This is a genomic window from Hymenobacter latericoloratus (genome assembly GCF_014199535.1).
GTDB classification, from domain to species: Bacteria; Bacteroidota; Bacteroidia; order Cytophagales; family Hymenobacteraceae; genus Hymenobacter; species Hymenobacter latericoloratus.
This window is the reverse complement of record NZ_JACHNV010000009.1, coordinates 112,333-133,743: the sequence shown is the minus strand read 5'-3', so window position 1 is coordinate 133,743 and position 21,411 is coordinate 112,333. Positions and strand designations below refer to the sequence as shown.

General features: G+C 58.6%; 16 protein-coding genes and 1 tRNA gene. 9 read left to right on the top strand and 8 right to left on the bottom strand.

All coding sequences use genetic code 11. The features are described from left to right. Positions 1 to 807: 807 nt before the first annotated feature. The 5 genes from GGU46_RS19995 to GGU46_RS19975 form a co-directional block, all read right to left on the bottom strand. Positions 808 to 1,095, bottom strand: coding sequence for a DUF4476 domain-containing protein (locus GGU46_RS19995; RefSeq protein WP_183405327.1), 288 nt, complete (start codon positions 1,093 to 1,095; stop codon positions 808 to 810). A 629-nt stretch (positions 1,096 to 1,724) separates the two neighbouring features. Continuing rightward, positions 1,725 to 3,656 (bottom strand): OmpA family protein, encoded by a 1,932-nt coding sequence (locus tag GGU46_RS19990; RefSeq protein ID WP_183405326.1) that lies wholly within the window; start codon positions 3,654 to 3,656, stop codon positions 1,725 to 1,727. 95 nt (positions 3,657 to 3,751) lie between these two features. Further along, positions 3,752 to 4,249, bottom strand: a complete 498-nt coding sequence (locus tag GGU46_RS19985) for a hypothetical protein (RefSeq protein WP_183405325.1) — start codon at positions 4,247 to 4,249, stop codon at positions 3,752 to 3,754. Between the two features lie 163 nt (positions 4,250 to 4,412). Then, complete coding sequence (locus GGU46_RS19980; protein ID WP_183405334.1) at positions 4,413 to 5,267, bottom strand: (Fe-S)-binding protein; 855 nt, start codon at positions 5,265 to 5,267, stop codon at positions 4,413 to 4,415. 86 nt (positions 5,268 to 5,353) lie between these two features. After that, entirely contained in the window at positions 5,354 to 6,751 is a 1,398-nt protein-coding gene (locus tag GGU46_RS19975) for a 4Fe-4S dicluster domain-containing protein (protein ID WP_183405324.1), read from the bottom strand. A 179-nt stretch (positions 6,752 to 6,930) separates the two neighbouring features. Here GGU46_RS19975 and GGU46_RS19970 point away from each other — a divergent pair. Continuing rightward, positions 6,931 to 7,003 (top strand) — tRNA-Phe (locus GGU46_RS19970). 61 nt (positions 7,004 to 7,064) lie between these two features. On the opposite strand, the gene GGU46_RS19965 is transcribed toward GGU46_RS19970, so the two are convergent. Next, on the bottom strand, positions 7,065 to 7,433 hold the full coding sequence (locus tag GGU46_RS19965; protein WP_183405323.1) for a hypothetical protein: 369 nt from the start codon (positions 7,431 to 7,433) through the stop codon (positions 7,065 to 7,067). A gap of 294 nt (positions 7,434 to 7,727) precedes the next feature. On the opposite strand from GGU46_RS19965, the gene nagB reads away from it, so the two are divergent. The 5 genes from nagB (at position 7,728) to GGU46_RS19940 (ending at position 16,862) form a co-directional block, all read left to right on the top strand. After that, a complete protein-coding gene (gene nagB / locus GGU46_RS19960) occupies positions 7,728 to 9,704 on the top strand; it encodes a glucosamine-6-phosphate deaminase (protein ID WP_183405322.1) in 1,977 nt (658 codons plus the stop codon). 80 nt (positions 9,705 to 9,784) lie between these two features. Beyond that, on the top strand, positions 9,785 to 10,438 hold the full coding sequence (locus tag GGU46_RS19955; protein ID WP_183405321.1) for an RNA polymerase sigma-70 factor: 654 nt from the start codon (positions 9,785 to 9,787) through the stop codon (positions 10,436 to 10,438). 117 nt (positions 10,439 to 10,555) lie between these two features. After that, positions 10,556 to 11,641 (top strand): FecR family protein, encoded by a 1,086-nt coding sequence (locus GGU46_RS19950; protein WP_183405320.1) that lies wholly within the window; start codon positions 10,556 to 10,558, stop codon positions 11,639 to 11,641. Between the two features lie 138 nt (positions 11,642 to 11,779). After that, entirely contained in the window at positions 11,780 to 15,328 is a 3,549-nt protein-coding gene (locus GGU46_RS19945) for a SusC/RagA family TonB-linked outer membrane protein (RefSeq protein ID WP_183405319.1), read from the top strand. A 19-nt stretch (positions 15,329 to 15,347) separates the two neighbouring features. Next, positions 15,348 to 16,862, top strand: a complete 1,515-nt coding sequence (locus GGU46_RS19940; RefSeq protein WP_183405318.1) for a SusD/RagB family nutrient-binding outer membrane lipoprotein — start codon at positions 15,348 to 15,350, stop codon at positions 16,860 to 16,862. Positions 16,863 to 17,052: 190 nt separating this feature from the next. Here GGU46_RS19940 and GGU46_RS19935 read toward each other — a convergent pair whose 3' ends face one another. Continuing rightward, on the bottom strand, positions 17,053 to 18,201 hold the full coding sequence (locus GGU46_RS19935) for a J domain-containing protein (RefSeq protein WP_183405317.1): 1,149 nt from the start codon (positions 18,199 to 18,201) through the stop codon (positions 17,053 to 17,055). 145 nt (positions 18,202 to 18,346) lie between these two features. Here GGU46_RS19935 and GGU46_RS19930 point away from each other — a divergent pair, with 145 nt between their 5' ends. Genes GGU46_RS19930 through GGU46_RS19920 form a run of 3 tightly spaced genes read left to right on the top strand, consistent with a single transcriptional unit; the run spans position 18,347 to position 20,233 of the window. Continuing rightward, on the top strand, positions 18,347 to 18,733 hold the full coding sequence (locus GGU46_RS19930) for a phage holin family protein (RefSeq protein ID WP_183405316.1): 387 nt from the start codon (positions 18,347 to 18,349) through the stop codon (positions 18,731 to 18,733). Positions 18,734 to 18,741: 8 nt separating this feature from the next. Beyond that, positions 18,742 to 19,485 carry a hypothetical protein gene (locus tag GGU46_RS19925; RefSeq protein ID WP_183405315.1) on the top strand — a complete coding sequence of 248 codons (744 nt, stop codon included), beginning with the start codon at positions 18,742 to 18,744 and terminating at the stop codon, positions 19,483 to 19,485. Continuing rightward, on the top strand, positions 19,463 to 20,233 hold the full coding sequence (locus GGU46_RS19920) for a geranylgeranylglyceryl/heptaprenylglyceryl phosphate synthase (protein WP_183405333.1): 771 nt from the start codon (positions 19,463 to 19,465) through the stop codon (positions 20,231 to 20,233). Before GGU46_RS19925 ends, GGU46_RS19920 begins: the two co-directional genes overlap by 23 nt. Before the next feature lie 196 nt (positions 20,234 to 20,429). Here GGU46_RS19920 and GGU46_RS19915 read toward each other — a convergent pair whose 3' ends face one another. Further along, the gene (locus GGU46_RS19915; RefSeq protein WP_139925031.1) at positions 20,430 to 21,353 is read right to left on the bottom strand and encodes a helix-turn-helix domain-containing protein; all 924 of its coding nucleotides are present in this window, start codon (positions 21,351 to 21,353) and stop codon (positions 20,430 to 20,432) included. Between the last annotated feature and the right edge of the window lie 58 nt (positions 21,354 to 21,411).

The following is a 21,411-nucleotide window of genomic DNA, read 5'->3' as shown; positions in this document are numbered from 1 at the left end:
GTACCCGCAGGTAGCCGAAGACCTTACCAATTTGTCTTTTCCAGTCATTCAAAGAACGTGTGCCAAAAACCGCTGTTTCTGACCGTGTGCCGCTTTGGGTAAGCGGCTGGTTTCGTGAGCCTTTCCGTGCTTCCGTTCGAAGCGGGTTGCAAAGGTAACACTCTTTTTTTCGTTTCGCAAGCTCAGCGCAAAAAACTTTTTCGAAGTGTTTCGCTTGCCGAAGCGCGCCGGCCGCTTCCGGTTGAAGCGGGCTGCAAAGGTACACCCGGTTTTGCTTTTTCCAAGCTTAGCCCCGAAAAACTTTTTCTTCGTTTTTCGTGGCCTCCGGGGCCTGGGCCCCGTTTCTGAGCCAGAACCGGGCGGCAAAGGTAGCACCTCTTGTTTATCTTCTGCAAGGAAAGCGCGAAAGTTTTTTCCGTCTTCCCAACCCGCTTCCGGCTGAATCGGGGTGCAAAGGTAGCACCGTCCGTTTCACTTTCGCAAGCCCCGCCCCCTCTTTTTTTTCGGGCGACCCGCGGGCAGCCCGTTTGCAGAGGAAAGCAAGGAGCAGATTCGACCCAGCCGGCGCACCGCGTCCCGACCCTGGCCCCCTACCGCGTTTCGGTTTGGGAGTGCAAAAGTGCAAGACTGATCTGATATCTCCAAACCCTCGCCTCTCTTTTTTCGTTGAAGGCTTCCTCAATTTTTCAGGCGTCTCGTCTAGACGTCAGTTTGGCAAACAGTTAGCTGATAAATAATCGTTCACTTAGGGCTAAAAAAAATGCTCCTGTGTTAGCAGGAGCATTTTATCCGGGCAGAAATTATTGACTAGCGGTGATACGACTCTACATACTGTTGTACCTCGCGGATGCTGGATGGGTACTGGAGAGCCTCGTAAACACGGTAAAAGTTTTGCCGATCGGCTACGTGCGTGTACAGGTATTTGGCTAGCTCTATTCGATTCCGGTCGAAGGAGAGGGTAGAGACAAAGCGGCGGGCATCATCGGCAGATATAGCCGCATCTTGCAACGCCCCCCGAATGATGGGCAACTTATTATCGTCGAAAGGCTGGCGCTGGACAGCATCGAATAGGTCGGCTACTTCTTGCGGAGCCATTATATAGGGGCGGCCAGGGTAACTGTTCGGGTAAGGGGGCTCATTGTTATAATCAGGAGCCGGAGGCAAAGCGGGTGGATAGGTCGGGCGAGGGCCATGGTTATAGCCACGCCGAGGAATAGGAAGGGCAGACACTTTCCGTAAAACGGGCGGGTAGCCACTGCGAGTTACCAACACAAAGCTGCTTTCCAGACCCTCATCAAGAAAAATCTGAGTACGGTAGTTAATACTACGGCCGTACCTGGTAGGAATAAAGAACTCAGCTTGGTGGTAACCCGGGGCGATACGGTCGAGGCGGACTTGCTGGGTTCCGGCTTGGGTAAGGGCTCGGCCATCGAAGATCAACTGAAATACTACCCCCCGTTCCGCAGTGAAGCTAACATTTGCAGGAGCAGCTTTTACTTGGGCGGCCCATAACAGAAAGAACCCAAGGCAGAGAAGTAAAGCTTTTTTCATGATTAGCAGCTAGAAGAAACGTGAATACCGAACTCATAAGGGCTAAAGCCAAGGATTGTGCCAATCTGGTAAAGTTTGGTTGCTTGCTTACTTGTTGGCTTGGTAGGCTTCTGGGTAAAAAACAAAGCCCGGACTGCGGCAAGCAATCCGGGCTTTGTTATGCGTGGTAACTGTTACTCTGCAATCCGAGTGACTTTGAATTCGGTGCGACGGTTACGCTGGTAATCCTCTTCTGTTTTAGCTCCTCTAATAACAGGTCGGGTTTCACCGTAGCCTTTGGCGGTAATCCGGGATTTATCGATACCCTTTGATATAATGTAGGCCACTGCTGATTCGGCCCGGCGCTGGGAAAGAGCCATATTATAGGCATCCTTACCGCGGGAGTCAGTATGAGAGCTTAGCTCGATGGTAATGCGAGGGTTATCGTTGAGGGTTTGTACCAGCTTATCAAGCTCGGTAGCGGCATCAGGACGGATGTCGGCCTTGTCGTAATCGTAGAAGATATTATCAACGACGATGGCCTTGTTCTTTTCGATTTTAGTAAGGGTGAGGGTTACTGGCACTCTCACATCGTTCATCAGATCGGGTAAGGCATCTTGGGCTGGACGACGCCCAATGGTGCTGACACTGTTGCGGGCCGTAAAATAGCCCGATCGGTTCGCAATCAGGGAATACGTAGCCGCAGCGGTATCCAGCTTCATGCTGAATTTGCCACTCGGGCCAGTGGTTACTTCCTGCAGCTTCTGACCAGTATTAGTATAGAGCGTAACCGTTTCATTAAGCACCGGGGCTGATTCACCGGTTTTATCGTTTCGCTCTACCAGCGTGCCATCAACGTAAAAAGCTACATACTTATACGGACGCTCCCGGAACAGGTAGAGGTCATCGGAACCCTTCCCGCCGGCCCTGTTGGAGGCGAATACGCCTACCCGCGGACTGGTGAAGAAAGGCGCAAAGTCGTCGCCATTGCTATTAATAGGCGCGCCCAGGTTGACCACCTTTCCTTTCTGTACCTTAAAGATATCGAGCTTGCCTAATCCCGGGTGCCCGTCGGAGGAGAAGTACAGAGTGCCATCGGGGGCAATGGCCGGGAAGTTTTCGTTGCCGGGAGTATTGATTTGGTCGCCCAGATTCTCAGGGGTAGAGAAGCGACCGGGCCCCTCGAGGATGGATTTATAGAGGTCGTTGCCACCGAAGCCACCTTTGCGGGTAGAGGTAAAATAAAGCGTTTGCCCGTCGGGAGAAAATACCGGAGAAAACTCATCAGCGGTGCTGCTATTCACTCCGCGCAGGATTTCCGGTTCCGTCCAGGCATTGTTCCGAAAGTAAGACACCCACAGATCCACGCTCAGGTAGCCTTTCTTGGAACCATCGTTGGAACGGGCAAATACCATCATCTTGCCATCGGGCGAGTAGGTAGCACTGGCTTCGTGGCGGTTGTCGGAATTGAAGATGGGCTCCAGCTTCCGGACGGTACCGCCACTCAGCTTCTGCTCGTCTTCAAATCTGATGGCATACAGGTCATTGAATCCCTCACCATTGCCCTGGAAGACCTTCCCTTCGCGGCCCGAGGCAAATACCAGCTCCCGGGTTTCCGGCATGCGGGTGGCACTGAACTCGGCGGCCGGCGTATTGATCTGGTCCAGGGGTAGCACTTCATCATTGGTGCGCAGCGCTAGCAAAGCAGAAGAAGCGCGGGCAATACGGGCGGCCACCTCAGCCTGCTCAGCCAACGTGCGGTTGCTGCCCGTTTGGGCGTAGGCTTCAAACTGAGTAGCGGCTTCCTCGGGTTTACCAGCTGCCCGCAGGGCCTGTCCGTAGCGGAAACCCGCATCGGGTGCTTTGGCTTTGCCATCGAGGGCGGCTTTATAATACGGCTCGGCCTGTTCCAAGCGGTTGGAAAGGCGGTAGGCCTCTGCAATGCGGTAGTTATACTGCGCCACGTTACGGCCCTTGGCTACCTCCCTCTTATATAACGCAATAGCGGTTTCATATTCGCCCTGAGCGAAGCGCTTATCGGCCTTGCTCATACCGCCGGAGGTAGCACAGCCACTGAGCAAGGCCGCCGAACCGGCTATGGCACCTAGTAGAATATAGGTTTTCATGAAGTACAGGGGTAGGATGCGTACAGTACCAAAATGAATAACGAACATTTTGGAAGGAAGTATATCAAGGTACAACCACTCAGCGAATTTCTGGCTTAGCGCACTACCGCCTGAAAGTAGCGGGCCAGCCAAGTAGCGGCGGCCGGCGCTGGCCACGCCGCGCGCAACTGCCCAACGGTACCAATGGTATTGTCGAAGTAGAGAGTGTCAGGCGAAAGCGCGCCGCTAGTTACGGCCGGACGCAGCTCGCGGCGGTCGAGGAGTTGCACGCGGTTATCCATCAGGAAGGCCAGCTTGGCTTTTTCCAGCAGTTGCACCCGAAACTGATCTTCGAGGCCGCGCACAAACCGCACGGAAGCATCAATGGAGCAGCCACTGGCATCGGCTACTGCCTCATCCAAACCAATCACTAAGAATTGTTGGTAGCGCACTTCGGCCGAAGCAGCTAACGTGCGGCCATGGCTGGTCCAGTCGGCGGCGAACTGCTGGAGCGCCGGCTGCAGGGCTGCTATTTCCAATTCAGTGAAAGGTCGCTCCGCTTGGTAAATCCAGATGCGGGCTGTAGCAGGCAGTTGGTCGAAAGGAACGTACATGGTGCAATAGCGGGTAGGAAAGGGGAAGAGTGGAACGCGCCTCTTTGTTTGGCGACGAGAGGCGCCGAGCCATTTGAGGCCGGCTTCTTACAAAGAAACAGCCCCGCCCGGAAGTTCCGGCGGGGCTGTGGATTCTACGGAGGGTAGTATACTGGCAGACTTGCTAGGCTGTAAGCCCTTCGGCAGATGCAATAAGCTCGGCCAGGTCGAACACCTGCACATCCTGTTCCCGCTCTTTGTTCTTCACGCCGTCGGCCATCATGGTCATGCAGAACGGGCAGGCCACGGCAATAACGCTGCCGCCGTGGTTGGAGCCGGCGGGCAGAGCCGGAGCAGTGCTTTCTACCCCGTTCAGGTTCTGCAAGACTTCGGCGTGACCGTCCAAGGTAGCCAAGGCTTCTTCGGTCCGCTCAATGTTGATGTCTTTTTTGCCGGGCTCCGGCTCTTTCCACATTTGGGCGCCGCCGGCCCCGCAGCAGAGGCCGTTGGTTTTGCAGCGCTTCATTTCCAGCAGGTCGGCATCCAGCACTTCCAGCACGGCGCGGGGCGCCTCGTAGATATTGTTGGCCCGGCCCAGGTAGCAGGAGTCGTGGAAGGTAATACGGCGGCCCTTGAACGACTCGCCGCCTTCAGCCGTCACGCGGCCCTCGTTGATGAGCTGCTGCAGGAACGTGCTGTGGTGAATTACTTCGTATTCGCCGCCGAGAGCAGGATATTCGTTTTTGATGGTGTTGAAGCAGTGCGGGCAGGCCGTTACCACCTTCTTGATGCCGTAGCCATTGAGGGTGGTAATGTTCTGCATGGCCTGCATCTGAAACAGGAACTCGTTGCCGGCGCGCTTGGCCGGGTCGCCGGTGCAGGTTTCCTCCATGCCCAGCACGGCGTAGTTCACCCCTACGTGCTCCAGAATGCGCACAAAAGCCCGGGTTACGCGCTTGTACCGGTCGTCGAAGGCACCGGCGCAGCCTACCCAGAACAGCACCTCCGGGGTTTCGCCCCGGGCGGCCAGGTCGGCCATCATCGGAACGTTGATTTGACGCTTAGCGGTTTGCTCAGCCATTATATCAGGTGACGCTTGTCAGTTGAAAGTGAAAGGAAAGCAGCCTACGCCTGCTTAGCTACGGATGGGCTTTTCTCGGTTACAAACAGATCATCGGCCCAGTTGAAGCGGTCGGAGGGCGAGAAGGCCCACGGAGCGCCGTTGTTTTCGATGTTGCTGAACATTACGTTGAGCGAGTTCGGGGCGGCCGATTCTTCCAGCACCAGGAAGCGGCGCATCTCCACGATGCTTTCCAGGGGGTTGATATTCACCGGGCATGATTCCACGCAGGCATTGCAGGTAGTGCAGGCCCACAGCTCCTCGGGCGTAACGTAGCCCCGCAACAGGGTATGGTTTTCTTTATCGAGCTGCTCCTGCTGGCTGTGCTTGGCTTCCTTGCCGTACAGGTTCGGGCTGAAAACCAGGGGTGAGTTGTACTTCTCCTCCATCCTGTCCCGGGTATCCATCATGATTTTGCGGGGCGAGAGCAGTTTGCCGGTGAGGTTGGCCGGACAAACCGAGGTGCAGCGGCCGCACTCGGTGCAGGAGTAGGCATTGAGCAGATTGGTCCAGGCCAAATCGTCCACGTCCTTGGCCCCGAAGGGGGTAGGCGCGGCGGCCGAGCCATCGGGGGCCGTAGCCGGGGTAGGTACCTGGTAGCTGGGGTCCATCATGGCTTTCACCTCGTGGGTGATGCTTTCCACGTTCGAAAACTGCCCCTGCGGCACCAGCCGCGAGAAGTACACATTCGGGAAGGCCAGAATGATGTGGAAGTGCTTGGAGCTGGGCAGGTAGTTCAGGAAGAGCAGAATACCCACAATGTGGGCCCACCACCCAATACGCTCCAGCACATGCAGCGCCGCCGGACTCTCGGGCAGCAGCCCCGTCAGGAACTGGCTGATGGGGTAGGCTCCCGGCAAATCGGCTCCGTGCAGCTTCAGGTCGGCGGCATTCATGGTGAACAGGGCTCCCATCAAAATCACCTCGATGTAAAGAATGACGTTGGCATCCAGCCGAGGCCAGGCCCGCATTTCAGGGCCCGTGAAGCGGCGCACTCCCTGCACGTTGCGGCGCCACCAGAATGCTACCACCGCCACAATAACCAGTGCTCCCAGCACCTCGTTGGTAGCCGTCAGGGCCGAGTACACCGGGCCCAGAAACTGCAGAAACCGGTGGGTGCCAAAAATGCCATCCACCAGAATTTCAATGACCTCAATGTTGATGACAATGAACCCGATGTACACCACCAAGTGAAGCAGAGCCGGCGTCAGGCGCTTAAACATTTTCTGCTGCCCGAAGGCAACCAGCAGCGTTTTCCACAGCCGCTCGTTCACGTTGCCGCTCATGTCCCGGTCGCGCCCGACGAGGATATTGGCCCGAATCTTCCGCGCTTGCCAGAAGAACAGGCCAAAGCCCGCCACTGCTACCAGCAGGAAGAGGATGTTTTGAAAAGAAAAGTGCACGGGAATTGGGTAGGTTTGGGGTTTAGGCCGAAATATACTCGTTATGCATAACAAATTACAGTATTTGCTTGCCTTAGTTTCCGGCCGAAAATTTTTTTTCGGTACGTCTTGCAGGTTGAAAAAGGTTTGCTACTTTTGTGCTCCCCAATGGCTACAACGCCTCGGGGGCACCAAGAGCTGGTAATGTAGCTCAGTTGGTAGAGCACAGCACTGAAAATGCTGGTGTCGTTGGTTCGATTCCAACCATTACCACTAAAAAGCCCTTCTGCTTTATGCGGAAGGGCTTTTTTGTTTTCCGGCTGAAACAAGTCAGCTAGCTCCAGTACAGAACCGCTGGCGCGGGAGCAGAAGCCGGCGTGGCCACTCCCCCATGCTGCCGGAAAAACTGCTCTACATGGAGTTGCAGGCTGAGGAGGTCATCGTTTTCGATTTCGGCCACGATGTGCTCGAAGGCGGAAATATGCCGCGCTGTGCTGAGCAGGTAGCCCGGCTCCTGCACCCAGGAGTAGGCGTAGAGTTGGGTGCCATCCTGGGCCGGAAGGTGATACTGATAGCGCACATCTGTGACAGGAATAAAGGCGGCTTCGGTATGGCCGACGGGGTAGTCCCAGGAACGATACAGAGCCAGCTGCACAAAGCCTACCTGCAGTAAATAGCGGTTTTTAGTGGTTGAGGAGAACATAGCCGATCCAAGCTGAGCCAAGGAGCTCAGCATTGCAAAGTGCACCCGAACAGCCCTGCTGGAAAGGCCAATACCCTTCTATTTGTGACATTCAAATTCCTGAATGTGCAGCGGCTGATTCTGAGCCCCCCAAGTAACGGGGGTGGGTTCCTCAACCCACACGCCTGAGTTGACCAGTACCCTTCTCGGTAGCCAAGACCCGCAGGTAGAACAAATTAAAGATGGGCTAGGGTATTTTCCTGATTATAGCTATCCTTCCGGCGTCTTCCCTACCCACCTTGTTGCCTACCCCCGATGGATACTGCTGCTGAACTACGGGCCGAGCGCCTACCCACCCAGATTTATGCCGATTCTGAGCAAGCCTCCGTAGCGGTGGCCCACCAGATTGCAGAGCTTATTCGCCGGAAGGCGGCGGCCGGCCAGATGTGCGTGCTGGGGCTGGCTACCGGCTCTACCCCTACCCGTCTCTACGAGGAGCTGGTGCGCCTGCACCAGCAGGAAGGCCTAAGTTTTCGCAACGTTATCAGCTTTAATCTGGATGAGTACTACCCCATGCGGCCCGACTCGCTGCAGAGTTACGTGCGCTTTATGCACGAATACTTATTCGATCAGCTTGATATTCAGCCCGAAAACATTCACATTCCGGATGGCACTATTGCGCAAGAACAGGTAGCAGAGTTCTGTAGGCGCTACGAGGAGCAGATCCGGGCGGCGGGCGGTATTGATTTGCAGGTGCTGGGCATTGGCCGCACCGGGCACATTGGGTTTAATGAGCCCGGCTCCGGGGCCGCCTCCCGCACCCGCCTGATTACCCTCGACCACATTACCCGCACCGACGCCGCCTCCGACTTTTACGGGGAAGAGAACGTACCGCGCCGCGCCCTCACCATGGGCGTAGGCACCATTCTGGAAGCCCGCCAGATTGTGCTGTTGGCTTGGGGTGAGGGTAAAGCGGCCGTGGTGAAGCGGATGGTAGAAGGCGACATGTCAGACTCGGTGCCGGCTACCTACCTTCAGCAGCACAAGGCCGTGCAGGTAGTGCTGGACGCGGCGGCCAGCGCCGAGCTGACCCGGGTAAAAACGCCGTGGCTGGTAGGAAAGGCCCTGAACTGGCAGGACGCAGCCACCGTGCGCAAGGGCGTTACGTGGCTGGCCCGCACCCTGCAAAAACCCATTCTGAAGCTCACCGACGAAGATTACAACGAAAATGGGCTGTCGGCGCTGCTGGCCGAATCGGGGCTGGCCTACGACATCAACATCCGGGTGTTTCGGCAGTTGCAGCGCACCATTACGGGCTGGCCCGGCGGCAAGCCCCACGCCGATGATACGGACCGGCCGGAGCGCGCGGCCCCTTTCCCAAAGCGAGTACTTATTTTCTCGCCCCACCCCGATGACGACGTCATTTCCATGGGTGGCACTTTGCTGCGCCTCGTGGACCAAGGCCACGAGGTGCACGTAGCCTACCAGACGTCGGGGAATATTGCCGTGTTCGATGACGAAGCCATTCGGTTTGCTGAGTTTGTAGCCGAGTACGACGAGGCGTTCCGGTTGGATGAGCAGCCCGCCGAAGCCCTGTACCGCCGCGTAGCCGACTTTCTGCACCACAAGCACCCCGGCCAGGTTGACTCAGCGGAGGTACAGCAGATCAAAAGGCTAATCCGGCGCGGAGAGGCTAAAAGCGCCTGCCGCTACGCGGGCATCCCCGACCAGAATGTGCATTTCATGGACCTGCCTTTCTATGAAACCGGCCGGGTGCGCAAAAAACCCATCGGGGAAGCAGACATCCGGCTGACCGTGGAGCTGCTTGAGCGAATACGGCCGCACCAAGTGTATGCGGCCGGCGACCTGTCTGATCCGCACGGAACCCACCGCGTGTGTCTGGCGGCCATTTTTGAGGCCATCCGGCGGCTGCAGGCGGCTCAGGCCGGGTGGCTGCCGGACTGTAGGGTTTGGCTATACCGGGGCGCGTGGCAAGAGTGGGACGTTGACCAGATTGAAATGGCCGTGCCACTGTCGCCCCAGGAGCTTACGCGGAAACGGCGGGCCATTTTCAAGCACCAGTCGCAGAAGGACCGGCCGCTGTTTCCCGGCGCCGACCAGCGGGAGTTTTGGCAGCGGGCCGAGGAGCGCAACCGCACTACCGCCCGCCTCTACGACCAGTTGGGCCTACCTGAATACGAAGGGCTGGAGGCGTTTGTGCGCTGGAAGTTTGAGTTGCCTGCTATTGAAAGTCAGGAAACTGATTTGGGAACAGTTAGGCACGATGAGTAGCTACCCGTGCTGAAAGCCTGAGCACCTGACTTTATTTGGTTTACCGCACGGAGCCCGGTACTTTTAGTTAAAATATTTCCATGGATTCCGCTTCTTTCCCCACCGAAGAGCTCGTGCGCCGCATGGCCACCGACGACCGGCAGGCATTTGCCCAGTTCTTCAGCCATTACCACGCCCGGCTGCTGAAGTTTGCCATGCTCTATGTCCGCTCGCGGGAATTGGCGGAGGAGGCCGTTTCCGACGTATTTCTGAAGCTGTGGCAGAAACGGGTTGCCCTGGTAGCGGTGCAAAATATCAATAGCTACCTCTACATTGCCGTTAAGAACCAGGCCCTAAATTACCTGCAGAAGGCAGGAAACCAGCCGGGCATGTCCCTGGATGAAGTACCAGTAGCCCTGACGGTGGAGTTGATGACCCCGGAGCGGGAGCTGCTGACGGCCGAGCTACAGGCCGAGATTCAGCGGGCCGTGGAGAAGCTGCCTCCCCAGTGTAAAATTATCTTCAAGCTGATCCGGGAGGATGGCTTGAAGTACAAGGAGGTAGCCGAAATCATGGGCATCTCGGTGAAAACCATTGAGGTACAGATGGGCATCGCCATCAAGAAAATCAGCGCGGAACTGCAGCAGCACCTGCAGATGCGCTCCTCTGCTTCAGCCTCGGCCGCCAACCGCGTGCTGCGGGTTGCGTTAGCAGCATTTCCGTTGCTGCTGGGGGTAGGGACCAGCGGAGTTTAGGGCAGGTGCTGCCGGCAACACCCGGCGCGGGGCCCGTAAGTTTTGGCACCGGGTTAAGGGCATACACCGGCGCCTGTGTCTATACCTTATACAAGGCGTACCTATCTGTTTCTATCTATGGAGCTTTCAGCACTACATGAACTTATTGGGAAGGACCTGGCCGGAGAGCTTTCAGCAGCCGAGCACGAAGTGCTGGATGCGTGGCTGGCCCAGGCTTCGCCCGATGAGCGCTTAGTGTATGAAGAAACCCGACGGTACTGGCAGAGCCCGGTCCCGGCGGTAGCGCCAACCGATACCGCCGCTGCCCTAGAGCGCCTGCTGGCCCGCCTCGAGGAAGAGGAGGAGGAAGCAACTGCCCCCCACCTGCTACCATTACAGCCGGCTTCGGCTTCGGAGCCATGGTGGCGCACTCGTTTGGCAGCCTCCGTGGCGGCGCTGCTGCTGGCCGGCAGTGCCGCTGTCGGCTACTGGGGCTACCGTCATTATAATCAAGGAGCACTCATTCCGCTGGCCTTCACTGAGAAGACCACAGCACGGGGAGCCACCGCCAAAGTACTGCTCGCCGACGGAACGGCCGTATGGCTGAACGCCGATAGCCGCCTGTGGTTTCCTTTGTCCTTTAAGAAGGAAGCCCGCCGCGAAGTGTACCTACAGGGAGAGGCGTTTTTTGAGGTAACGCCCAACCGCCGGCAGCCCTTTGTTATTCACCTGGGCCGGGAGCAGGTGCGGGTACTGGGCACGTCCTTCAATGTAAAAGCCTACGAGGAAGACGAAACAGTGGAAACTGCCGTGGTAACGGGTCGGGTAGCTTTTATTCACACGGCCGCCGCATCCACTCCCGATACGATGTACGCGGTGCCCAATCAGCGGGTGGTGTACTCTAAAAGCAGCGAAACCCTGCGGCGGGAAGAAGTAAACAGCCAGGACTATGCTACCTGGAGCCGGGGGGGCCTCGTGTTCCAGGGCACGTCGATGACCGATGTGGCCCGCACCCTGGAACGGCATTTCAACGTACGGGTGCAGTTTGCCAACGAGCAGCTGCGCAACTGCCGCCTCACTGGCCGCTTCCGCAACCAAACCCTGCGAGAAGTCATCAGCATCCTGTCCCTGACGGGTAGCTTTGGGTTTGAGCTGACGGATAATCAGCTGTTGATTACCGGCCCGGGCTGTGCCGCTGAGCCCGCCTCGGGCCGCTCGTTGTAAGCCCGGAGCGGCGTATATTGGGAGAGATTTTACCACTTTCTTTTCCGCGCTACCGTTTACATGAAGTATTGGCTTCCGGCATCTGTAGCGCGGGCGTGGTCCGGAGGCAGTACCGGTTTACGCGGCTACCCACGGGCCTTGGTAACAGCCGCACTGCTAGCAACAGCCAGCGTCGGCTATAGTCAGACTGCCGCGCCCGCACCGCTTGTCTCGCTGCAGACGAAAGACCAGGAGCTTCCGGCCGTCCTCCGGGAGCTGGAACGACAAACGCATTATACGTTTGTGTACAGCGAAGCCCAGGTGCAAGGCCGGCGGGTGCCCACACTGAAGCTGACGCAGGCCCCTCTGGAGCAGGCACTACAGCAGCTACTGCACCCAGTTGGGCTGAACTACCGCATTGTTGGGCCGCAGATTGTGCTGCAGCTGTTTTCTTCCAGGCCGGTGCCCACCCCTACCCCCTCGCCCACTACCAGGTCTGCCCCGCCGGCCACTGCCTTCGGGCGCACCCTGCGGGGGCGGATTATGGCCCTGAGCACCGGCCTTGCTTTGCCGGGCGCCAGCGTGCTAGTGAAGGGTACTACCCGGGGTGCTATTGCTTCGGCCGACGGAGAATTCACGCTTCCCCTTACCTCCACCGACAGCGTTTTGGTGGTTAATTCCCTGGGCTTTATCGGTCAGGAAGTCAGGGTTGCGCCGCTCAGGCAGGCAATAGCGGTTGTTTTGCGCGAAGATGCCCGCACCTTGGCCGAGGTGGTGGTGACGGGTTTCGGGCTGGCGCGGGAGCGGAAGTCGTTGGGCTACTCGGTGCAGGACCTGCCGGCCGGCCAGATAGTTGAGTCCCGGGAGCCAAACTTTATTAACTCCGTAAGCGGGAAGCTGGCCGGCGTACAGGTCAGCCGGAGCGGCTCGGGACCGATGGGCTCCACCAACATTATCATCCGAGGCTATACCTCGCTCACCCGCGACAGTCGTCCGCTGGTGGTAGTAGATGGGGTGCCCATCGATAACCGCAACCCCTTGCAGGCAACCCGGTACGGGGGCTACGACTCCGGCGACGGACTCTCGGCCATCAACCCGGAAGATGTTGCCTCCCTATCGGTGCTGAAGGGCGGCAACGCGGCGGCCCTGTACGGCAACCGCGCCGCCAACGGAGTGCTCATTATCACCACCAAAAAAGGCCAGCCCGGCCTGCACCTCAGTGTCAGCTCTACTACTACCTTCGACCGGGCCCACCTACTGACCAACTACCAGAACCAGTACGGACAAGGCACCCAAGGGCGCTTTCTGGATGATGCCGCGGGCAAGCTGATTCTGACGCCGGAAGGTTTTCCGCAGGTAGAGGAAGCCCTGGAATCAGTGGGGAGCTGGGGCCCACGCATGCAAGGCCAGCTGGTGCGCCACTGGACCGGGCAGCTGAAGCCTTTCTCGGCGCAGCCCACCAACGTGCAGGACTTCTTTCAGCTGGGCTATACCACGGCCAACACCGTGGCGCTGGCCACCGGGACGGAGCGCTCCACCCTGCGCGTGTCGGTGGCCGACCTGCGCAACCGGGGCACCTACCCCAACAGCCGTCTGGCCCGCAATTTTGCAACCGTGCGCGCTACGCGGCAGTTTACCAGCCGGTTATCCGTGGATGTGAAAGCCAGCTACATCTACTCGCGCAATTTCAACCGGCCCACCCTGGGTTCTAATTCCGACAATGTGATGACGCAGTTTCAGCACCTGCCGCGCAGTGTGGACCTGGATGACCTGCGCTCCTACCGCGACCCGCTGACGCTGCGGCCCGTGCTTTGGAACCAGAACCGGGATGCGGGCTTCCGAAACACGATGCGCCAGAACCCCTTCTGGACGGCCTACCTCAATACCAACCAAGCCAACCAGCACCGGGCCAACGGCTTCGCGGCTGTGCGCTACGACATCACGGATAGGCTGTGGCTACAACTGCGGGCAGGCACCGATTTTTATGTTTCCGATGTGGGGTACCGCTACGCCAGCTACACTTCCTGGAACAATACGGCCGTGCCGGACCGGGGCGGCGTGGCCGAGAGCCGGCTGCACATGCGGGAACACAACTTCGATTTTATTGCCAGCGGCTCGCGCCAACTGGGGCAGCGCTGGTCCCTGACGGGGCAGGCCTTTGGCAGCCTGCTGCAGAAGCGCAACGAAACCACCGGCGTAACGGGCCAGGGCCTGCTGAGGCCTAATGTGTTTACGCTGGCCAATGCCGCCAGTAAGTCGCCGGTGTATTCTTTCTCCCGGTTTGAGGTGCAGTCGGTATTCAGCCGGGCCCAACTGGCCTACCGCGAGGCAGTGTTTCTGGAAGTTACGGGCCGCAACGACTGGGACTCTACCCTGCCGCGCGGCAGCTGGTCATACTTTTACCCCAGCGCTTCACTGGCTGCTTCTTACACCGAGCTGCTGGGCTGGAAGTCGCGCTTTCTTACGCTGGGGAAGCTGCGCGCTTCCTGGACCCGCGTAGGCAAAGGCGCCGGCCCTTACGAGCTGACGACCCAGTACGACCTGGGCTCCGGTGTGCCCGAAGCACCGGGCGTAGGCAGCTCCCACCTGGGTCAGCCCTTCGCCAACCTGCAGGATCAGCTGGCCGTGCTGCACCTCAAGCCTCAGATTACCCGCTCGGTAGAGGTAGGCTCAGAAATGCGCTTCGGCCGGAACCGCGCTACCCTGGATATCACCGCCTACCGCAGTAATACCTTCAACCAAGTCACCAGCGTCCTGATTTCGGCTACCTCCGGTTTCCGGACCCAACTGCTCAACGCCGGCAACATCCAGAATCAGGGGCTGGAAGTGGTAGCGTCGGCGGCTCCTCTACGGCCCGGCCAGCGCCTGCAGTGGGAGCTCACCCTGAACTGGGCCGCCAACCGCTCCAAAGTAGTGCGTCTGGCGGAAGACAACCCGCTCTATCAGTTAGGAGCCGAATCAAACAACGTTGCTATTGTTGCGCAAGCCGGCCGGCCATTCGGCGATATTGTCGGCACCCAGCTTCAGCGCACCCCCGACGGCCGCCTGCTGGTTGGCCCCGATGGCCTACCCCTGCCGCCTGGCCAAACCACTGCCCGTTTGGGCAACTTTCAACCCCGTTGGTTCGGGGGCTTCTTCAACCGGTTTTCTTACGGCAATCTGAGCCTGAGCGTACTGCTGGATGCGCGCTGGGGTGGTCAGATCTACTCTGTTTCGCAGCAGCAGGCCGCGCTATTTGGGAACACCCGCGCCACCCTGGCGGGCCGGGCGGGCTGGTACGCCTCCGAAGCGGCCCGCGAAGCCGCCGGCATCAGCCCGCAGGAGTGGATTCCGACGGGGGGACTGCTGGTGGAGGGCGCCGTGCGCAACCCCGATAACACCTACACCCCCAGTCGGCGCTACGTTAACCCGCAAGCCTACTGGGCCAGGTTATCTACCTTTTCAGAGCCGTTCGTGTATGATGCTACCTTCGTTAAGCTGCGCGAAGTAACCCTGACGTACCGACTGCCGGCGGCTTTTATCACGCGTATAGGGCGGCTGCAGGGGGCCAGTTTTTCTATTATTGGTCGAAACCTGGGGTTTCTGAAGCGGGCAACGCAGGGGTTTGACCCTGAATCGGCGTACAACCTTTCCCGGGCGCAGGGGCTGGAATCGGGCGGCTACCCCAATAGCCAGACGGTAGGCTATTATCTTACGCTGGAGTTTTAACCCGCGCCGCTGCCCCCCTATGCTGCTTTCCGCCGTTCATCGTCTGCTACCCGTGGCCTCCGGCATTGCCCTGCTGGCTTTGGCCGGCTGCACCGACCGGTTTGAGGAAATCAACTCCGACCCCACCAAAACCAGCGAGGCCTCGCCCGAGATGCTATTTGCCCGGGCCCTGAAATACGGCTCGCTCTACGACAACGACCAGCAGGTAGGCGAACATCTGCATGCCAACATGTGGGTGCAGTATTTTGCCAACTCTACCCCCGGCTTCTCCACGGACCGCTACGAAAGCAACGACCAGTGGGCCACTACTTTCTGGAACAGCTTCTACTCGGGCTACGGTATGGATTTGCAGCAGGCCATCCGGCAGATGCAGGGCAGGCCCGGCGCGGTAAACCGGCTGAGCCAAGCCCGGATCTGGCGGGCTTTCCTGTTTCAGCGCATCACCGATTATTGGGGCGACGTGCCGTATTTCTCCGCTTTTGAGGGCGCAACGGGCTTAGTGCGCCCCCCTTACGACCGGCAACAGGCAATTTACCTCGATTTACTACGGGAGCTGCAAGTTGCCGCCGCGGCCCTCGACGACTCGCAACAGGATAGTTTCGGCGCCTCGGATCTGCTGTATGCCAACCCCGGAGCGGCTTTCCCGGCGGCTTCGGTAGCCGAAATTAATGAGCGGTGGCGCCGTTTTGCCCACTCTCTGCGGCTTCGGACGGCCATGCGGCTCGCGGCGGCCTACCCTTCTCTGGCCGAGCAGCACGTCCGGGAAGCCCTGGCGGCCGGCGTCATGACCAGCCAGCGCGAATCGGCCGTTATGAAGAATACCGGGGGTAGCATCCGGATTAACCAGAATCCGCTGGCCGTGGTGCTAGGCTTCGGCGACTGCCGCATCAGTGCCACCCTTGTTGAGTACCTGACCCGCTACCACGACCCCCGCCTGACGGTTTTTGCCGACGCCGTATCCGGGAGCAATCCGGCGCGGGTGGGGCTGCCCAATGGCCTATCGGCTACCCAACTGACCATGCGGGAATACGCCCCTGCCAGCTTCTCGCAGGCCGGTAGCCGCTACCGCGCCATCACCAACGACCAGAATCTGCTGACCTACGCCGAAGTATGCTTTCTGCGGGCGGAAGCCTGCCTGCGCGGCTGGGATGCCGGTGGCACGGCCGAGCAGTGGTACAACGCTGGCGTACGCGAGGCCCTGGCTCTGGCCGGCATTACGAACCCCGATGTAGCCGTGGCTTACCTGCAGGAGCCCGGGGTGCGCTTCCAGCCCGCCCGTGCCCTGGAGCAGATCATCACCCAGAAGTGGCTTTCCCTTTTTGGGCACAATGGCTTCGAGGCCTACGCCGAGTACCGGCGTACTGGGTTTCCGGTGCTGCAGGCCACCCAAAACCCCGGCGAAACCAACGGTCAAGTACCTCGGCGCCTGCGCTATCCGCGGGCCGAGCAGCGCCTCAACCCCACCGCCTATTACAACGCGCTAGCCCAGCAGGGCCCCGATGCCATGACCACTCCCGTGTGGTGGAACAAATAAATTTCTCTTTCCGGTAGGGGCGCTTAGGGGGAGAAGCTCAGCGGTCGGTCTTACCTCTGAAAGCATTACCAACCCTCCCGAGCGCAACTATTGGGCATTGTGTGTGCACTACAACTAGAAGCAGATTTTTACCCGGTATTTTTAGTGACACTCCAGACCCTCTTCGGACGCGAAGAGGGTCTGGGGCTTTTTAGGGGGTAGGGCACACTTCGTCGTGCACGCGCTGGGCAAAGCCATAGCCCTGGACCACTGCCCGCCGGAAAAACTCGCAGGCTTCCTTGGCGTTGCCTTCCTGCTGGGCAATGCGCCCCAGCAGAAAATACACCTGTCCGTACCGCGGAAATGTAGTCAGCACTTGCCAGTAATCAGCGCGGGCGGCCCGCAAATCATGCATCTTGTAATTGGCAAGGCCCCGGTACAGCAGCAACCGAGCCGCCAGGTAGGCCGGCTCCCCTGGCGCATGCCGGAGCCCGGCAGCAAAGTCACGGTGGGCCGCGGCATACCGATGAGTAAACAGCAGAGCTTCTCCATGCAGCAACCAGGCCTGGGCCAGGGTAGAGTCCTGCCGTAGCGCCTGCCCGGCAAATACTTCTACCTGATCAGGGCGCTGCAGGGCGCGGTAGCATAAGCTCAGGCGTAGCAAGATCCGGGCGCGGTCGGCCGGCTGGGTAGTTTGGGCCAGAGCCGCCTGATAGTCGGCAATAGCGGCGGCGGGGTTGTGATAGAATAGCTCCTCAATTTCGCCGCGTCGGCGCAGGGCATCCGCATAGTCGGGCCGAAACTGCAGCGCCTCCGAGAAAAAGCTGTGCGCTCCACTCCACTCATGCCGGGCGTAGGCCGCCAACCCGCGCTGGTAGTTGCTGGCCGCCGTAATGCGGTACATAGATACCCGCACAGAAAGCACAAACAGGGCTATTGCTCCCACCAGCAACAGAATAAGTCGCAAATCGCGCCGGGTAAACCGGGCGCGCTGCTTGGGCCGGGGGCGGTAGTGCCGCTCGAAGGAGCCGGCCGGGCGGCGGGTGCGCACCGGCGCGGCCGGCGGGGGCATGGGTACTCCGTACACGCGCTGGCCCTGGTTACGGAATTGCTGCTGCCGCCGAGCCTCCTCGGCCCGGCGGGCGGCCACCTGCAGCTGAAAATCATACTGGGCCCGGCGGTTAGCGTCGCCGAGGACCTGGTAGGCGGCGGCTACAGCCTTAAACAGATCTTCGTAAAGGGCACTGCCCTGGTGTTTATCCGGGTGGTACTTTATGGCCAGCTGCTTGTAAGCCAGCTTTATCTCGCGGGCCGTAGCCGTGGGAGCTACGCCCAATATCTGGTAATGATTCTGGCTCAAACGGCGGTGGTATATAGTAAAAGTACGGCAATTTTCAGACACGCCGCCGGGTTTTCCGTAAGAAAGGGTCGTTCGGCAAACCGGCCTCGGCGCGGTTTACCGGCCTGTGAACCTGTAACATTGTTCCTCGCAAAAATTCTCCCCTATGGGCCTGTTCTCCACTGAAGATGACGCCACCAAAACGCCCCGCACCGATAACCTGATGGGCAATTTGATGGGCTACCTCGATACGCGCATCGACTTGGTACGCCTTGAAACGCAGGAAAAAGTCAAGACTGCCTTCGTAGGCACCGTCCACGGCGTAACGCTGGGCCTCGTGGGCCTGATGTTTTTCCTGTTTCTGAATGTATTTCTGGGCCTGCTGCTCAACGATGTGCTGGATAGTCCGTACTGGGGCTTTGGCATTGTGGCCGGCTTTTACCTGCTGCTACTCATTATTCTGGTGGTTGGGGTAGATAAGAAACTGTTCCAGAGCCTGGCTGATAAGCTTCTGAACAACACCATTTACAAATCCGATAAACGCCAAGCCTAACCCCTCGTATGGCCGATCTGCATAACCCGCTGTTTGAAGATGAAAAAGAGTTTCTGGAACGCCAGAAGCTGGAGTACGAACGCGCCCTGATGGGCGAAGTGGAAGGCATCAAAGCGAAAACCCAGGTAGTCAGCAAGTACGTGGCCATCGGCGCCGGTGTACTGGGAGGCGTCTGGCTGCTTTCGAAGACCTTCGGCGGAAAAAAAAAACGCCACGCGCTCGAAAACGATGAGGAATATGCCCGACACCAGCTGGGCACCTCCCACCGGCCCCGGCGCCAGAAGATTTCCACCACGGTAGATACAGCCATTGCCGACGATTTGGGCTTTGGCACCGGGCATCATCAGTATGACCGGGGCCAAACCCACCCGCACGCCCACGAGCGGGCCCACCTTGCCCCGGAGGTTTACCATACCGACGCCGACCCGTTCCGGCCGCTGGGCTTGGATGAAACGGCGCCCTACCGCGCGGTTCCCGCTCCACGGTCGGCAGGGTCGTCAGAAGCCGGAGCATCTTCCGTGCTGGCCTCGGCCGTGAAGGCATTTCTGCAGTCGGAAACCGGCAAACTGCTGATGGCCCAGGCCTCGGCCGTGCTGATGGCCTATATTGCAAAGAAGGCCGGCGACTATTTACCTATCCTTAAAAATCCCGACCTTGCATCTTCGGGCCCGGTTCAGACGGAGCCGGAAACCAAGGATATTGAATTTACCTACCACCACGACGACGCGGATGCGCCTCACCAGCCTGTATGATGCCCTAAGCAAGCGCCGGACTCATGGCCAGAAGTCTCTGGCGGTACTGCTGGACCCCGACAATGTAGATGAGGTCAGCTGCCAGCAGATACTGGAGCTGAGTGAACAGCATCCTGTAGATTATTTTTTTGTGGGCGGCAGCTTGGTGATGAACTCTCGCCAGGCTGCCCTCATTCGTTTTATCAAAAGCCGCTCGGCCGTGCCGGTGCTGCTGTTTCCCAGCCACAGCCTGCACCTCGATGATCAGGCCGACGGTATTCTGCTACTCTCCCTGATTTCGGGCCGCAACCCCGATTTCCTGATTGGGCAGCACGTTATTGCGGCCCCGCTGCTACGCCAGAGCAGCCTCCAGATTCTGCCTACCGGCTACATGCTGGTAGATACCGGCCGCCAAACGACGGCTAGCTACATCAGCGGCACTACCCCCCTACCCTACGACAAGCCCGGTATTGCGGCCTGCACGGCCATGGCGGGCGAGCAGCTAGGGCTACGCCTAATGTACCTCGATGGGGGTAGCGGCGCCCTCTACCCCGTGGCGCCCGCCATGATCCGGGCAGTACGCCAGGCCGTGGAGGTGCCCCTGATTGTAGGCGGCGGCATTAATACCATCGAAAAAGCCCAGGCCGCTCTGCAAGCTGGCGCCGATGTAATCGTAATTGGCAACCAGATTGAAAAGGAGCCGGCCTTCCTGGCCGATATGGCGCGCACGGTGCACCAGTTCAATCAGTCCCGGATTCTGACGGAATAAGCGCGGGCCCGGAAAGCGTGGTAAGCAGCTCACTTTTCACTCAGCACCCGGCACGTCCGTTTTTGCCAGCCACTGCCCTACCCTCCAATCAACGAAAAAGCGCCCCGTTACCGCGGGGCGCTTTTTCGTTGATTGGAAGATTACCAGACCTGTTCGCAGCATCCGTGTAATCCATAAAATCCGTCTGAGCCTGTGATTAGATATTCATGGCCGACTCACGGCGGCGCATTTTGCCGGCCGGAATCCCAAACATCATCTTGAAGCGCCGGCAGAAGTAAGCGGTGTCTTTGTAGCCCACTTCCTTCCCAATGTCGCGGATGCTCTTCTTGGTGGTGCGCAACAGGAACACGGCGCGCTCCATGCGCTGATATTCGATGTAGTCCTGGGGGTTGATGCCGGTCAGCATCTTGAAGTACTGGCCTACGTAGTCTTCGCTCACGTTGGCTACGCCCGAGAGAACCTTGTTCGAGAGGTCGCCGCCAATGTTCTCCTTGATGTAGTTGAACAGATCAATAAGGCGCGGATCTTTGAAGTAGGTGCTGTTGGTCGCCAGCTGCTCCACAAACATCTTATTCTTCAGGATGTAGCGCACAATCTCCACCACAATGTTCTCGGTGTAGATGGTGATAAGGCGCTCCCGGCCCGGCAGTTCCTGTAGGCTTTCTTCTACCACCTTAATAACCAGGTTTGCCAGCTTGGAGTTACCGGTAATCAGGAAGGCCGGCACGTCCAGGGAGGCAAAGAAGTTCACGGAGTCGAACACCTTAGCCTCGAAGCTGACGAAGGAATGGCTTTCCTCGGCGTCACCAATCAGGTCCAGATCGGAGTTGGAGTGGAAGAATTTATCCTTGTTCGTGATGAGGTCGTCGTTGGTGATGCTCTTACTCGAGGTTTCGCCGTAGGTTACTTTGGTAGCGCGGCCACCCGGAATAAAGAGCATTTCGCCTTCCTCTACCAGCTGATCTTCGTCACCGAAAGAGATACGGCCCTTGTGCAACAGAATCAGATTGTTGCCTACATCATAGGAATTGCGCACCGTAAAGGGCTGCTGCAATACCAGATTTTTCGCCTTGATGTACCGAACACCCAGCGACTCAATCACTTTATTATAATCTTCCATCTTTGACGGGCATTTAAGATCTCAGGCGTGGGGGTAGAAATAGTACCCCGCAGTTATC